Source organism: Neoroseomonas eburnea (assembly GCF_018129005.1).
In the GTDB taxonomy this organism is placed as follows: Bacteria; Pseudomonadota; Alphaproteobacteria; order Acetobacterales; family Acetobacteraceae; genus Neoroseomonas; species Neoroseomonas eburnea.
Genome location: NZ_JAAEDL010000005.1, coordinates 219,212 through 234,458 on the forward strand (window position 1 = coordinate 219,212; position 15,247 = coordinate 234,458).

The 15,247-nt window shown below is 70.8% G+C and carries 13 protein-coding genes; 10 read left to right on the plus strand and 3 right to left on the minus strand.

Going from position 1 to position 15,247, the window contains the following annotated elements; translation table 11 throughout:
- Nucleotides 1-51: 51 nt before the first annotated feature.
- The gene (ubiG, locus tag GXW74_RS07530; protein WP_211845860.1) at nt 52-786 is read right to left on the minus strand and encodes a bifunctional 2-polyprenyl-6-hydroxyphenol methylase/3-demethylubiquinol 3-O-methyltransferase UbiG; all 735 of its coding nucleotides are present in this window, start codon (nt 784-786) and stop codon (nt 52-54) included.
- 145 nt (nt 787-931) lie between these two features.
- Here ubiG and GXW74_RS07535 point away from each other — a divergent pair, with 145 nt between their 5' ends.
- From GXW74_RS07535 to GXW74_RS07575, 9 genes are all read left to right on the plus strand, one after another.
- Nucleotides 932-2,155, plus strand: coding sequence for an aspartate kinase (locus GXW74_RS07535; protein ID WP_211845861.1), 1,224 nt, complete (start codon nt 932-934; stop codon nt 2,153-2,155).
- 50 nt (nt 2,156-2,205) lie between these two features.
- Nucleotides 2,206-3,198, plus strand: coding sequence for an NAD(P)H-dependent flavin oxidoreductase (locus tag GXW74_RS07540; protein ID WP_211845886.1), 993 nt, complete (start codon nt 2,206-2,208; stop codon nt 3,196-3,198).
- A gap of 75 nt (nt 3,199-3,273) precedes the next feature.
- Nucleotides 3,274-4,275, plus strand: coding sequence for a helix-turn-helix domain-containing protein (locus tag GXW74_RS07545; RefSeq protein WP_211845862.1), 1,002 nt, complete (start codon nt 3,274-3,276; stop codon nt 4,273-4,275).
- A 102-nt stretch (nt 4,276-4,377) separates the two neighbouring features.
- Nucleotides 4,378-5,520: a flavodoxin-dependent (E)-4-hydroxy-3-methylbut-2-enyl-diphosphate synthase gene (gene ispG, locus GXW74_RS07550; protein ID WP_211845863.1), complete on the plus strand. Its 1,143-nt coding sequence runs from the start codon at nt 4,378-4,380 to the stop codon at nt 5,518-5,520.
- Nucleotides 5,517-5,987 (plus strand): hypothetical protein, encoded by a 471-nt coding sequence (locus GXW74_RS07555; RefSeq protein WP_211845864.1) that lies wholly within the window; start codon nt 5,517-5,519, stop codon nt 5,985-5,987. Before ispG ends, GXW74_RS07555 begins: the two co-directional genes overlap by 4 nt.
- Nucleotides 5,988-6,012: 25 nt before the next feature.
- Complete coding sequence (gene hisS, locus GXW74_RS07560) at nt 6,013-7,251, plus strand: histidine--tRNA ligase (RefSeq protein WP_211845865.1); 1,239 nt, start codon at nt 6,013-6,015, stop codon at nt 7,249-7,251.
- 166 nt (nt 7,252-7,417) lie between these two features.
- Nucleotides 7,418-8,473, plus strand: coding sequence for a peptide chain release factor 1 (prfA, locus tag GXW74_RS07565; protein WP_211845866.1), 1,056 nt, complete (start codon nt 7,418-7,420; stop codon nt 8,471-8,473).
- Nucleotides 8,473-9,360 (plus strand): peptide chain release factor N(5)-glutamine methyltransferase, encoded by an 888-nt coding sequence (prmC, locus tag GXW74_RS07570; protein ID WP_211845867.1) that lies wholly within the window; start codon nt 8,473-8,475, stop codon nt 9,358-9,360. The genes prfA and prmC overlap by 1 nt, the downstream gene beginning before the upstream one ends.
- A gap of 248 nt (nt 9,361-9,608) precedes the next feature.
- Nucleotides 9,609-10,064, plus strand: a complete 456-nt coding sequence (locus tag GXW74_RS07575; RefSeq protein ID WP_408903861.1) for a DUF4167 domain-containing protein — start codon at nt 9,609-9,611, stop codon at nt 10,062-10,064.
- 13 nt (nt 10,065-10,077) lie between these two features.
- Here GXW74_RS07575 and GXW74_RS07580 read toward each other — a convergent pair whose 3' ends face one another.
- Nucleotides 10,078-10,842, minus strand: coding sequence for an MOSC domain-containing protein (locus GXW74_RS07580; RefSeq protein ID WP_211845869.1), 765 nt, complete (start codon nt 10,840-10,842; stop codon nt 10,078-10,080).
- Nucleotides 10,843-10,952: 110 nt separating this feature from the next.
- Here GXW74_RS07580 and clpB point away from each other — a divergent pair, with 110 nt between their 5' ends.
- Nucleotides 10,953-13,538, plus strand: coding sequence for an ATP-dependent chaperone ClpB (gene clpB / locus GXW74_RS07585; protein ID WP_211845870.1), 2,586 nt, complete (start codon nt 10,953-10,955; stop codon nt 13,536-13,538).
- A gap of 43 nt (nt 13,539-13,581) precedes the next feature.
- On the opposite strand, the gene GXW74_RS28335 is transcribed toward clpB, so the two are convergent.
- Nucleotides 13,582-14,673: a M23 family metallopeptidase gene (locus tag GXW74_RS28335; protein WP_211845871.1), complete on the minus strand. Its 1,092-nt coding sequence runs from the start codon at nt 14,671-14,673 to the stop codon at nt 13,582-13,584.
- Nucleotides 14,674-15,247 lie beyond the last annotated feature (574 nt).

Genomic DNA, 15,247 nt, shown 5'->3' on the forward strand with positions numbered 1-15,247 from the left:
CGATACCCTTCGCCCGGCCGATCGCCAGGCGATCGGAAACGCTTGGCAGCGTCAGTCCCGGACCGCCATGACGAGGTAGTTCACTCCGACATCCCGGCTTGCCCGCCACTGGCCGCTGAGGGTGTCCATCGTCATGCCGGCAATGTCGGCCACCCGCAGGCCGACCGTCCGCAGCCCGGCGCCGAGCTCGCCCGGGGTGACGAACATGCGCCAGTCGTGGGTGCCGACCGGCAGCAGGCGCAGCAGGTATTCCGCCCCGAGCTTCGCCATCAGGAAGGAGCGCGGGGTCCGGTTGAGCGTCGAGAGGAAAACCGGTGCCCCCGGCTTCGCGACCCGCGCCAGGGCAGCGAGGAAGGCTTGGCGGTCGGCGACGTGCTCGATGACTTCGAGGGCGATGACGGCGTCGTAGGCCTCGTCTACCGGCAGATCCTCGGGCAGGCCCTCCCGGTAGGCGATGTCGAGGCCGCCGGCGGCGGCATGGGCACGCGCCGCCTCCAGCGCCTCCCCGGCCGCGTCGAGGCCGGTCACGCGGGCGCCGCGGCGGGCGAGCGCCTCCGAGGCCAGCCCGGCGCCGCAGCCGACATCGAGCAGCGTGAGGCCGGCCAGGGCATCCGGGGCGGCGGGATCCCTGCCATGCAGGCGGGCCAGGCGTTCCGCGATCCAGCCGGTGCGCAGCGGATTCATCCGGTGCAGCGGCTTCATCGGCCCATCCGGATCCCACCAGCGGGCGGCCAGGGAGTCGAACTTCGCGACCTCGGCGTCGAGCCTGGTGCCTGCCCGTGGCATGGAGTCTCCTTTTCCGGACCGAGGGGTCCGTCGATGCGGCGGGTTGCGCGTCCCCCGGCCGCTCGGTATCTGTCCCGCCCCGCCGCCCGGCGCAACCACCGGCGCAGGCGTTTTCCGCCCGGCCCCAGGAACCAGACCGCCGCCGATGGCTCGTATCGTCATGAAGTTCGGCGGCACCTCCGTCGCCGATCTCGATCGTATCCGCAACGTCGCCGCCCGCGTGAAGCGGGAGGTCGATGCCGGCCACCAGGTCGCCGTCGTGGTCTCGGCCATGTCCGGCGTGACCAACCAGCTGGTCAAATGGTGCCAGGACCTCTCGCCGCTGCACGATGCGCGCGAGTACGACACCGTCGTCGCGACCGGCGAACAGGTGACGACCGGGCTGACGGCGATCGCGCTGCAGACGATCGGCGTCGATGCGCGGTCCTGGCAGGGATGGCAGGTGCCGATCGTCACAGACCAGGCGCATGGCAAGGCACGGGTCGAGCAGATCGACGGCGCCGTGCTGATCGAACGGATGGAGGCGGGCCAGGTGCCGGTGATCGCCGGCTTCCAGGGCATCGAGAACACGCGCCACCGCATCACCACGCTCGGCCGCGGCGGGTCGGACCTCTCCGCGGTCGCGGTCGCGGCGGCGGTGAAGGCCGATCGGTGCGACATCTATACCGACGTGGACGGCATCTACACGACCGACCCGCGCATCGTGCCCCGCGCCCGGAAGCTCGAGCGCATCTCCTTCGAGGAGATGCTGGAACTCGCCTCCGTGGGTGCCAAGGTGCTGCAGACGCGTTCGGTCGAACTGGCGATGAAACTCGGCGTGCGCGTGCAGGTCGTCTCGAGCTTCGAGGACAAGCCCGGCTCGCTCGTGGTGGATGAGGACGAGATCGTGGAACAGCCCGTGGTTTCCGGCATCGCGTATTCCCGCGACGATGCCAAGGTGACGCTGCGTCGCGTGCCGGACCGGCCCGGGGTGGCGGCGAACGTGTTCGGCGCGATGGCCAAGGCCAATGTGAACGTCGACATGATCGTGCAGAACATCGGCGCCGACGGCACCACCGACATGACCTTCACGGTCGGCAAGGCGGACCTCGCCCGCGCCAGGGACGTGCTGGAGAAGGCGCGCCCCGAGCTCGGCTTCGAGGCGCTGCTCGCCGACCCCGACGTCGCCAAGATCAGCGTCGTGGGCATCGGCATGCGCAGCCATGCGGGCGTGGCGAACACCATGTTCAAGGCGCTGGCGGAGAAGGGGATCAACATCCAGGTGATCTCCACCTCCGAGATCAAGGTCAGCGTGCTGGTCGCCGCCGACTACACCGAGCTCGCGGTCCGCGCGCTGCACACCGCCTACGGGCTGGACGCGCCCGCGTGAGCGATGCGGTGAGGGCGCCCGACTGGGCCTATGCCGAGATTGACCGGCTGATGGCGCGCGGCGCTGCCTTCTTCGGCAGCCGCTACGCCATCATGGGCGGCGCGATGTCCTGGGTGAGCGAGCGGCACCTCGTCGCCGCCCTGTCGAATGCCGGGGCCTTCGGCGTGATCGCCTGCGGCGCGATGGAGCCGCCGCGGCTGGCCGAGGAGATCGCCGGGACCCAGGCGCTCACGCAGAAGCCCTTCGGCGTGAACCTGATCACCATGCATCCGCGGCTCGAACAGCTGGTCGATGTGTGCCTCGAGGCGAAGGTCGGGCACATCGTCTTCGCCGGGGGCATCCCTCCGGGCAGCGCGATCAAGAAGGCGAAGGAGGGCGGCGCGAAGGTGGTGTGCTTCGCGCCGGCGCTCGTGCTGGCAAAGCGCATGATCCGCAGCGGCGCCGATGCGCTGGTGATCGAGGGCTCGGAGGCCGGCGGGCATATCGGGCCGGTCTCGCTCAACGTGCTGGCGCAGGAGATCCTGCCGCACATCACCGAGGTGCCGGTCTTCGTCGCCGGCGGCATCGGGCGGGGGGAGGCGATCCTTTCCTATCTCGAAATGGGAGCGGCGGGTGCGCAGCTCGGCACGCGCTTCGTCTGCGCCACCGAATGCATCGCCCATCCGGCCTTCAAGCAGGCCTTCATCCGCGGCGCCGCGCGCGACGCGATGCCGACGGTGCAGCTCGACGAGACGTTCCCTGTGATTCCGGTCCGCGCCCTGCAGAATGCCGGAACCAAGCGCTTCCTGGAGCATCAGGCCGAGACGATCCGCCGGTTCCGCGCGGGCGAGCTCGACAAGGACGCGGCGCAGCTCGACATTGAGCATTTCTGGGCCGGCGCCCTGCGGCGGGCGGTGATCGAAGGCGATGTCGAGAACGGCTCCCTGATGGCCGGGCAGTCCGTGGGCATGGTTACGAAGGAGCAACCAGCCGCAGAGATCATCGCCGAGTTGATCGGACAGGCCGCGACGGCCATCGCGGCTCGAGGAAGGAACGCGGCCTGACCTGCCGGCTGGCGTGAATGGCCTTTGCGGGACTGCCCCGCGGGGTTAGAAGCCGGCGGTCGAGCCTGGACCCCCATGAAGCGCATCCCACGCCCCGACCTGACCGCCGCCGAAGCCGCCCGCGTGGGTGAGGAACTGCGCGAGGCCCGCCTGACGCTTGGGGCGAGCGTCGAGGACATGGCCGAGCACCTGCGCATCAACCGGCGCTACATCCACGCGCTCGAGGAAGGGCGCGTGAAGGACCTGCCCGGCGTGGCCTATGCCGTCGGCTTCGTGCGGTCCTATGCGGCGGCGCTCGGGCTCGATCCCGATGAGGCGGTGCGGCGGTTCCGGGACGTGACCGGCGGTGCCGGCGCCAAGCCGGGCGAACTCGTCTTCCCCGAGCCGGTACCTTCCCGCGGCATGCCGGCCGGGGCGCTGGTGGCGGTCGGCGTCGTCCTCGCGATCGGCGCCTACGTGGCCTGGTTCAACTGGAGCGGCTCGGGAAACCGCGTGGTCGATGCCGTGCCGCCCGTGCCGCCCCGGCTTGAGCAGTCGGCGCAGGATGGGCAGCGGCAGCGGGAGGGGACGACGCAAGCGGCCGGCCCGGTTGCCACGCCGACCCAGGCAGCGGCGGCCGTGGCACCACCGATCGCGGTACCGGCGCCGGTCGCCGCCGGGGCACCCCCGGCGGTGCCGGCCATGCCGATGCCCGACGGCATCCGTGTCCTGATCCGCGCCCGGGGGGAATCCTGGATCCAGGTGCGCGACAGCCGCGCCAACCAGAACCTGTTCGATCGCGTGCTGCGGAATGGTGACACCTATCAGGTGCCGAACCGCGATGGGTTGCTGCTGACCACCGGCAAGGCCGAGAACCTCGACATCGTGGTCGATGGCCAGGCGGTGCCGGTCCTGGCGGGGGCCACGGGCGTGCGGCGCGGCGTCGTGCTGGATGCCGAGCGGCTTCGGGCTGCCCTGGCCGCCGCGCCGGAGGGTGCCGCTCCCGGTGTACCGGCCAGACCCGCTCCGCCGGCGCAGCCGGTGTCCCAGGCGCCCGCCACCCCGCCGCCGGCCGGCGCGGCGCCGGCGAGGCCCTAGAGTCAGGCCGCCGGCCCCGGCATCCTTCCGCGGCCTTCCGGCCCGGGCATTCGAGCGCCATATTGGCCCCGGCGCCGAGCCGAGAGAACCGGAACCCTTCGCATGGCCTATCGCCCCTACCAGGAGATCCTGCGCCGCCGATCGAGGCAGATCGGTGTCGGAAAGGTGCGCGTCGGCGGCGATGCGCCGATCACCGTGCAGACCATGACCAACACGCCGACCGAGGACGCCCAGGCGACGATCGAGCAGATCCGCCGCTGCGAGCTCGCCGGCGCCGACATCGTCCGCGTCTCCTGCCCGACGGAGGAGAGCACCGCCGCACTCGCCGAGATCGTGCGCGAGGTGAACGTGCCGATCGTCGCCGACATCCATTTCCACTACCGCCGCGCCATCGAGGCGGCCGCGGCCGGCGCGGCCTGCCTGCGCATCAACCCCGGCAACATCGGCTCCAAGGAGCGTGTGAAGGAGGTGGTGAAGGCGGCGCGGGACCATGGCTGCTCCATCCGCATCGGGGTGAATGCCGGCAGCCTCGAGAAGCACCTGCTGGAGAAGTATGGCGAGCCCAACCCGGAAGCGCTGGTGGAAAGCGCGCTGTGGCATGCCGACCACCTGCTCCAGGAAGGCTTCGACGAGTTCAAGATCAGCGTGAAGGCGTCGGATGTCTTCCTCGCCGTCGCGGCCTATCAGCAACTCGCCGAGGCCTGCGACCACCCCCTGCACATCGGCATCACCGAGGCGGGCGGGCGGCGCGCGGGGACGGTGAAGAGCGCGATCGGGCTCGGCTCCCTGCTCTGGGCCGGTGTGGGAGACACGCTGCGCGTCTCGCTCAGCGCCGAGCCGGAGGAGGAGGTCTCCGTCGGCTGGGAGATGCTGAAGTCGCTCCATTTGCGGCATCGCGGGGTGAAGATCGTCTCTTGCCCGTCCTGTGCGCGGCAGGGCTTCGACGTCATCCGCACCGTCGAGAAGCTGGAGGAGCGGCTGGCGCACATCGAGCAGCCGATCACGCTGTCCATCATCGGCTGCGTCGTGAACGGCCCCGGCGAGGCGCTGATGACCGATATCGGGCTGACCGGCGGCGGCGCCGGGACGCACATGGTCTACGCGGCCGGCAAGTCCGACCACACGATCCGCACCGAGGACATGGTCGAGCACATCGTCGCCCTGGTGACGGCCAAGGCGGAGGCCATGGCGGCGGAAGCGCGCGCCGCGGCCGCCGAGAGCGCGACGCGGCAGGCGGCGGAATGACGCTGCGGCCGGTGCGGCGGCCGCGGCGGATGGCGTGCGCGGCGGCGCTCGCGCTGGCGATGCTCGCACCTGCCCTGCCGGCGCGCAGCCAGGCGGATGCGCCGGAAGCGTCGCTGAACGAGCCGCCGGCGCCCTCCATCCCCTGCACTGAGATCAACAACCGCGCCATGGAGGCGACACTCGTGGTGCGGCAGCATGCGAGCCAGCTTTCCTTCGGCTTCGAGTCGGATGCGCGCGCGCAGGCCGCGGTGGTCCTGGCTTGGCTCGACCAGTGGGCGGGCCGGCTCCGGGGCTTTCTCGAGGTGGGCGAGTTCTCGGGCTGCCTGGACGAGGGCGATGCCGAGACCTACCGCCGCGCCCTGGCCTCGGCGACGCGCGTCGCGAACCAGGCGCGGGAGGACCTGCTCCGCCCGGTCCGCGCGCCGCAACAGCAACCACAACAACAGCAGCGCCCCCGCCGGCCCTGACAACGGCACATTGGATATCCTTGGCATGACAGCCCTTCAGCCCGTCCGTGGCACGCGCGATCTCATCGGCGAGGAGTTCCGCCGCCATCACGCCGTCGCGGATACGGCGCGCCGGATCAGCACGCTCTACGGCTTCGAGGAATGGGCGACGCCGGTCTTCGAGGACACGCGCGTCTTCGCCCGCGGCCTCGGCGACAGCTCGGACGTGGTGATGAAGGAGATGTACAGCTTCACCGACCGTGGCGGGGAATCCGTCACGCTGCGGCCGGAGATGACGGCGGGCGTCTGCCGCGCGCTGGTGTCGAACGGGCTGACGCAGTCGAACCTGCCGCGCAAGGTGTTCTACGCCGGCCCTATGTTCCGCTACGAGCGGCCGCAGAAGGGCCGCTACCGGCAGTTCCACCAGATCGGCATCGAGGTGCTCGGCGCCGCCGAGCCGCTGGCGGACGCCGAGGTCATCGCCTGCGGCTGGGATATCCTCTGCGCGCTCGGTGTGTCCGAGGGCACGGTGCTGGAGATCAACACGCTCGGCGATGCGGACAGCCGCGCCGCCTATCGCGCGGCGCTGGTCGAGTATTTCTCCGCACACAAGGACGCGCTGAGCCACGACAGCCGCGTGCGGCTGGAAAAGAACCCGCTGCGCATCCTCGACAGCAAGGACGAGACGGACCGCGCGATCGTCGCCGGTGCGCCGGTCATCGGGGACCACCTGACCGAGGCGGCCTCGGCCTTCTATGCGGCGGTGAAGGCGCATCTCGCGCGCTTCGGCGTGCCGTTCCGGGAGAACCCGCGCATCGTGCGCGGCCTCGACTACTACAGCCACACCGCCTTCGAGTTCGTGACCGACCGGCTCGGCGCCCAGGGCACGGTGATGGCGGGCGGCCGCTACAACGGGCTGGTCGAGGAGATGGGCGGCCCGGCCACGCCCTCCGTCGGCTGGGCGGCGGGGATCGAGCGGCTGTCCATGCTGCTGCCGGTCGCGCCCGCAGCGCCGCGGCCCGTGGCGGTGGTCCCGGTCGGCGACGCGGCCGAGGGGGCGGCGCTCGACATCCTGCAGGCGCTGAGGCGGGCCGGGGTGGTGGCGGAGATCGCCTATCGCGGCAATCTGAAGCGCCGGATGGAGCGGGCCAACCGGATCGGGGCACGAGCGGCCGTGATCCTGGGGGATGAGGAGATCGCGGCCGGCGTCGCGCAGCTTCGCGACCTCGATGCCGGGACACAGGAGAAGGTGCCTCTGGCGGAGGTGCCGGGGCGGCTGGCGTGAGAACAGTGCTGGACAGGGTGGGGGGAGAAGGGAACTTCTCCCCCCCCACCCCCCTCAACCTTCTTTGGCACCTGGGAACTGACCTCGGCGGTCAGTTCCCGGTGGCCAAAGAACGGAGGGGGAGCGGGGGAGGTTCTCCTCCCCCGCCCTTCCCGGACCGCCGCGCATGAGCCTCCCCGCCCGCCTCGATCGCCTCCTCGCCCGCGCGGAGGAGATCCGCCACATCCTCTCCACCGCCCCCGGGGCCGAGATCGGCGCCCTGTCGAAGGAGCTGTCGGAACTCGAGCCGCTGGTCGAGAAGGTCGCGGCGTATCGCGCGGCCGAAAGGGCGCGCGATGAGGCCGAGGCCATGATGGCCGACCCCGAGATGCGCGACCTCGCTGAGGCCGAATGGCTCGAGCAGAAGCAGCGCGTGCCGGAGCTGGAGCGCGACATCCGCCTCATGCTTCTGCCGCGCGATGAGGCGGATGAGCGCAGCGCGATCCTCGAGGTCCGCCCCGCCGCCGGCGGCGACGAGGCCGGCCTCTTCGCCGCCGAGCTGTTCCGCGCCTACCAGCGCTATGCCGAAGCCCGCGGCTGGCGCTTCGAGGTGCTGGACTACGACGAGAGCGATCTCGGCGGGATCAAGGGCGCGACGGCCGAGATCACCGGGCGCGGCGTCTTCGCGCGACTGAAGTACGAAAGCGGCGTGCATCGCGTGCAGCGCGTGCCGGCGACCGAGACGCAGGGCCGCATCCACACCTCGACCGTCACCGTTGCCGTGCTGCCGGAGGCGGAGGAGGTGGACGTGCAGGTCAATGATTCGGACCTGCGCATCGACACCTACCGCGCCTCGGGGGCCGGCGGGCAGCACGTGAACAAGACCGATTCCGCCGTGCGCATCACGCATGTCCCGACCGGCATCGTCGTTGCGATGCAGGAGGAGAAGTCCCAGCACAAGAACCGCGCCAAGGCGATGAAGGTGCTGCGGGCGCGGCTCTATGAGCAGCAGCGCGCCGCGCTGGCCGCGACGCGCGCGGCGGACCGCAAGGGCCAGGTCGGCACCGGCGACCGGTCGGAACGTATCCGCACCTACAACTTCCCGCAGGGGCGGGTGACCGACCACCGCATCGGCCTGACGCTGCACAAGATCGACCGCGTCATGCTCGGTGAGCTCGACGAGATCATCGACGCGCTGACCGCCGAGGAACAGGCGGCGCGGCTGGCCGCCGAGGCGGCGTGATGTCCGGCTGCGCCGATCCGGACGGGTCGGTCGGCGCCTTCCTCTGTCAGGCGGGGCAGGTGCTGCGTGCGGCAGGGATCGAGTCGCCGCGGCTCGAAGCGCGGCGACTGCTGGCCCATGTGCTGGCCTGCCGGGAGGAGGACCTGCTGCGCGACCCGCGGGCGCCGGTGCCGGCTGATCGGGGCGCGGCCTTCGCCGCTCTGCTGCGCCGCCGCGCCGCGCGGGAGCCGCTGGCGCATCTGCTCGGCCATGTCGGGTTCTGGACGCTGGACCTGGCCGTCTCGGACGCGACGCTGGTGCCGCGCCCGGATTCGGAGGCCGTGGTGGAGGCCGCGCTCGCCGCCTTCGCCGACAGGGGGAAGGTGCGGCGGGTGCTGGACCTTGGCACCGGCACGGGGGCGCTGCTGCTGGCCGTGCTGGCCGAGTGCCCCGGGGCCTGGGGGGTGGGTGTGGACCTGGCCCCGGCCGCGGCCCGCCTGGCGGCGTCCAATGCCGTGGCGAATGGGTTGGCGGATCGCGCCTGCTTCGTCGCGGCCGACTGGGAGGCACCTCTCGCGGGCACCTTCGACCTCGTGCTGTCGAATCCGCCCTACATCGTCAGCGAGGCGATTCCCGGCCTGATGCCGGAGGTCGCGCGGCACGAGCCGCGGCTGGCGCTCGATGGCGGGGTGGATGGGCTGGATGCCTATCGCCACATCCTGCGCCGGGTGCCGGGGCTGCTGGCGCCGGGCGGGCGGGCGGTCCTGGAGATCGGCGTCGGCCAGCGGCCGGAGGTCGAGGCGATCGCGCGGCGGGAGGGCCTGGGCCTGCTCGCCTGCGGTCGCGACCTCGGGGATATCGAGCGCGCCCTGGTCTTTGGCGTGGCCGGGCCGGATGCGACAGGATGAGGCCGGGGGGGCGGACAAAAAACCGTTTGGCGCCCCGGCTGGTGGCGGCTAGTTTGCGGGTGCGGCCGGGCAGGCAGCTTCTTCCTCTGACCTGGTTGATGCGGGTGGCGGGCTGGTCCCGCCGGCACGGCCCGGGGCCGCTTGGATGAACGATACCGGCGATTTGCCGCGCATGGCGGGCCCTTAAGGGTTCTGGCCTAGCCCGGCGCGGCGCCGATGCGGGACAGCGAAACACGATACCGATGAACATGAAGCGCATGCGCGGCCGCGGCGGCCATCGCCACGGCGGGGGCGGCGGCCAGTTCCGCCACGGAGGCGGCGGCGGAGGGGGGGGCGGCGACCGTCAGCCCCTGAACCGCAACCACGTCTTCGACTCGAACGGACCCGACATGCGTCTGCGCGGGACGGCGCAGCAGCTGTTCGAGAAGTACCTCCAGCTCGGCCGCGATGCGACGAGCGGTGGCGACCGCGTGATGGCGGAATCCTACTTCCAGCATGCGGAGCACTATTTCCGCATCCTCAACGCCATGAACCAGGCCGCCGCGCAGCACCAGCAGACGCAGCAGCGCCGCTTCCAGCAGGCCGAGGGCGGCGAGGGCGAGGCATCCGAGCCGGCCGAGATGAACGGCCAGGCCAGCCAGGAGTTCGGCGACGGCGAGGGCGCCGCCGGCGAAGCGGCCGGCGAGGCGCGCGAGCCGGCCTGACGCCGCGGGGCGTTCAGCCGGCCGGGTCGGTGACCTCGAGCGCGTCGCCGACCGATATGCGCCCACCCTCCAGGACCTCGGCATAGACGCCGAGGTCGGGGTGGCCGAAATGCTGGCGCAGCCAGCGTGGCGGCTCGGCGTCCCGCTCGCCGGTCGCCGGGTTCACCTCTGTCGCCGGGCAGCGGACGATGCGCTTGATGACGCGCAGCCGCGCCTGGCCGAGCAGGATCTCCCGCCCCAGCAGGTCGAATTCGGCCCAGGGCGCGGCGCCCGACACATAGACATTCGCCCGGAAGCGCAGCGGGTCGAGGGTGGCCCCGGCCGCCTGTTCGAGCGCGTGCAGGCTCGACAGGCCGATGATCGAGACGACCTTCTTCGCGACGTCGGAGAAGGAATGGCCCGGCGCCTCCAGGAAGCGCGGCGTGCCGCGGGCCTCCTCGCCCAGGAAGGCCGCGAGGTGGGCGGCGATGGCGGCGCGGCCTTCTTCCGTGCGCGTGTCGCCCAGGAACAGGGGCGCCCCCGGCAGGCGGATGGCGAGCTGGCCGGTCCGCGCGTCGAAGGCCGAATGGGCCATGGCGAGGCGGGCATTCACCATCAGGCAGGCGAAGTTGCGCTTGGGCAGCCAGGCGGGGGCCGTCGGATCGAAGGGCGAATCGCCCTGTGCGAGGGCGAAGCGGCGATCGTGCGGGAGGGTTTCGCCAGGGGTGAGCGTCACCTCTTCCAGCGCCTCCGCGGTCAGGCCTTTCACGGGGTAGCGATAGATCGTCTCGATGCGCATGGCGGCCCCTTGAAGCAGATCAAGGACGCTTACCACATGGTCGTGCGACAGAGGCGAACCCGCCGCCCCGATGGGGGCGGGTTTTGCCTGTCCGCTCAGGAGAGGGACATATGGATATCGAGAAGTTCACCGACAGGGCCCGCGGCTTCCTGCAGGCCGCCCAGACCATCGCCATCCGCGAGTATCACCAGCAGGTGACGCCGGCACATCTCGCCAAGGCGTTGCTGGATGATGCCGAGGGTGCCGCCAGCGGGTTGATCCGCGCGGCCGGCGGCGATCCCGCGCGGGCGAAGCAGGTGCTGGAGGCGAGCCTCGCGAAGCTGCCGAAGGTGTCCGGCGGCGGGGCGGGGCAGCCGCAGTTCACCCCCGACATCGTGCGGGTGCTGGATGCGGCGCAGCAGCAGGCGACGCGGGCTGGCGACGAGTTCGTCGCCCAGGACCGGCTGCTGGTGGCGCTGGCCGCGAGCGAAGGCGATGCCGGGCGCGCGCTGCGCGAGGCCGGCGCCGATCCGCAGCGGTTGGAGAAGGCCGTGGCCGACCTGCGCAAGGGCCGCACGGTCAACAGCCAGAATGCCGAGGAATCATTCGACGCGCTGAAGAAGTACGCGCGGGACATCACGGAGGCGGCGCGGCAGGGCAAGCTCGATCCGGTCATTGGCCGGGATGAGGAGATCCGCCGCTCGATCCAGGTGCTGGCCCGGCGCACCAAGAACAACCCGGTACTGATCGGCGAGCCCGGCGTCGGCAAGACGGCGATCGTCGAGGGCCTGGCGCTGCGCATCGTCAAGGGCGACGTGCCGGAGGCGCTCAAGGACAAGCGCGTGATGGCGCTCGACCTCGGCGCCATGGTGGCCGGCGCCAAGTATCGCGGCGAGTTCGAGGAACGTCTGAAGGGCGTGCTGCAGGAAGTGCAGCAGGCCGAGGGCGACATCATCCTGTTCATCGACGAGATGCACACGCTGGTCGGCGCCGGGAAGGCGGATGGGGCGATGGATGCCTCCAACCTGCTGAAGCCGGCGCTGGCGCGCGGCGAGCTGCACTGCATCGGCGCGACGACGCTCGACGAGTACCGCAAGCATGTCGAGAAGGACGCGGCGCTGGCGCGGCGCTTTCAGCCGGTCTTCGTGGGCGAGCCCAGCGTCGAGGACACCATCTCGATCCTGCGCGGCATCAAGGACAAGTACGAGACCCATCACGGCGTGCGCATCACCGACAGCGCGCTGGTGGCCGCGGCGACACTGTCCAACCGCTACATCACGGACCGCTTCCTGCCCGACAAGGCAATCGACCTGGTGGACGAGGCGTCGTCCCGCCTGCGGATGCAGGTGGATTCCAAGCCCGAGGAGCTTGATGCGATCGACCGCGACCTGATGCGGTTGAAGATCGAGCGCGAGGCGCTGAAGAAGGAGGAGGACCCGGCCTCCCGCGATCGGCTCGCCAAGCTCGAGAAGGAGGTCGCCGACCTCGAGGAGCGCTCGCGCGAGATGACGCAGCGCTGGGAGGCGGAGAAGGGCAAGGTCGTCGAGAGCCAGAAGCTCAAGGAGCAACTCGACAAGGCGCGGACCGAGGTGGAGCTGGCGCAGCGCAAGGGCGATCTCGGCAAGGCGTCCGAACTGCTCTACGGCGTCATCCCGCAGATCGAGAAGAAGCTCGCCGAGGCGGGCGACAGCGATGCGCGCCTGGTGAACGAGGCGGTGACCGAGGAGGGCATCGCCGCGGTCGTCTCGCGCTGGACGGGTGTGCCGGTCGAGAAGATGCTCGAGGGCGAGCGCGCCAAGCTGCTGCGCATGGAGGACGAGCTCCGCCGCCGCGTCGTGGGGCAGGAAGAGGCGCTTGAGGCTGTCTCGAAGGCCGTGCGGCGGGCGCGGGCGGGGTTGCAGGACCCCAACCGGCCGATCGGGTCGTTCCTGTTCCTCGGGCCCACGGGCGTCGGCAAGACCGAACTCGTGAAGGCTCTGGCGCAGTTCCTGTTCGACGACGAACGGGCGATGACGCGCATCGACATGTCCGAGTACATGGAGAAGCATGCCGTCTCCCGCCTGATCGGCGCGCCTCCGGGCTATGTCGGCTACGAGGAGGGTGGGGCGCTGACGGAAGCCGTGCGGCGCCGGCCCTACCAGGTGATCCTGTTTGACGAGGTCGAGAAGGCGCATGACGACGTCTTCAACGTCCTGCTGCAGGTGCTCGACGACGGGCGCCTGACGGACGGGCAGGGGCGGACGGTCGATTTCCGCAACACGATCATCGTGCTGACCTCCAACCTCGGCAGCCAGGCGATCGCGGAGCTGCCGGAGAATGCCGAGATCGACGCGGCGCGGCCGGCGGTGATGCGGGCGGTGCGCGAACGCTTCCGGCCTGAGTTCCTGAACCGGCTTGACGAGATCGTGCTGTTCCGGCGTCTGGCGCGCGGCGACATGGCCTCGATCGTCGATATCCAGCTCCAGCGGCTGCTGAAGCTGCTGGAGGACCGCAAGGTGCGGCTGGAGCTCGACGACAAGGCGCGGGAATGGCTCGCCGAGGCAGGTTACGACCCCGTCTACGGGGCGCGGCCGCTCAAGCGGGTGATCCAGCGGAACCTGCAGGACCGCTTGGCCGGGCTGCTGCTGGAAGGCAGCATCAAGGATGGCGATGTCGTGCGGGTGAGCGCGTCCCAGGACGGGCTGGAAGTGCGGCCGAACCTGGCCGCGGCGGCTTGAGGATCGGCGGCCGGCGGGGTGTGCCCGCCGGCCGCTGCCCTGTTCAGTCGGCGGCCATCGCGACTTCCTCGCGCGTGCCGAGGCTGGCGGTGAGTCGCGCAAGCTGCCGCTGTGCGGTGCGGAAGGTCGCGAGATCCTGCCCTGCGAGGCGGACGGTCTGCTGGATGTGGCGGCCGGGATTCACCGGCCGGCCATGGACGGCGACCTCGTAGTGCAGGTGCGGGCCGGTCGAAAGGCCCGTCGAGCCGACGGCACCGATGACATCGCCTTGCCGGACCCTGCGCCCCGACGCGATACCGCGGCCGAAGCGGGAGAGGTGCGCGTACCGGGTTTCGACGCCGCCGCTGTGGCGGAGGCGGACCATACGGCCGTAGCCGCCCTCGTTCTTCGCGGAGACGACGACGCCGTCCGCGGCGGCATAGACCGGCGTGCCGGTTGGCGCACCGAAGTCGATGCCCTGGTGCATGCGGTTGAAGCCGAGGATCGGGTGGCTGCGCATGCCGAAGCGCGACGTCACGCGCGCACCGTCGAGCGGCGTGCGGAGAAAGGTGCGGCGCAGGCTGCGGCCGTCCGAATCGTACCAGTCGGTCGCTCCGCGGCGATCCTTGTGGCGCCAGATGGCGAGGGCGCGGCCGGAGAGGGTGAGCTCGGCATGGAGCACCTGGCCGTGGCCGAGGATATCGCCGTCGCCGTCCCGGTAGCGTTCGAAAAGGATCGTGAAACGGTCGCCCGGCTGGAGATCACGCTGGAAATCAACTTGGTGACCGAGGACCCGAATCAGGGAGAGGGCCAGGCCCGGGGGGACGCCGGCATTCGTCATGGCGGGGAAGAGGCCGCCATCGACGGTGCCCGCGGCGCGGACGACGAAGCGGCTGCGTGGGGCGAGGGTGTCCTCGGCCTGCCAGGTCTGGCCGTCCTGGCGGCGCACCCGGATGGTGCGGCCGGGCTGAGGCTCGATCTCGATTTCGAGCAGGGCAGGGGCCTCGTCGGGGCTGAGGCGGATGCCGATCTCGTCCCCGGGCCGGAGGTCGCCTGGGCGGAACAGCGGCGCCAGGGCGGTCACCGCGGCATGGGCCTCGGCGGCATCGACGCCGGCGCTGTCGAGCAGGCGGGCGAGCGTGTCGCCGGGCCGCACGACGAGGATACGTTCCTGGGGGCGGGGCGGTGGTTCCGCCTCCGCGGTTGCGGCGGGCGGTTCCGGGGAGGGCTCGGACCTTGCCGGGCTGGCGGCCAGGAGCAGGGCGGTGAGAGGGAGAATGGCCAGGGCCAAGCGGGGCATCATGAGGAAGGGGTGCCTCCGAATCTGCGGGAGCGCGTTGCGCGGGCCGCTCTCCATCGGGCCTGGATTACAGTTCGTCAATGTTGCGGTCGAGGCTTGGCCGATTCGGCGATATCGAGATCAAGGGGGCAAGGCATGCACCCACGTCATAGCGTCTAGACCCGACAAACCCGTTTGACATGACAGATCGACGTCAGTAGAAACCCCCCCACGCCGCTGACGCGGGGTGTTGACCTTCCCGGGTTGGTCCGGTAGGTTCTCTCCCCCGCCGAAGACGGCGGGTTTCGCTGAATTGGCGAGTGGTGACCTCCCCTGAGGTTATCTCGGGTCGATCCGGCATTGTTCTTTGACAGTTGCATCGGTTTTGGAAGTGTATGGTTCTTGGCTGTTCCTTGGTTTTTTGGGATGGCTGGGTGCTGGGCTGGAAGAT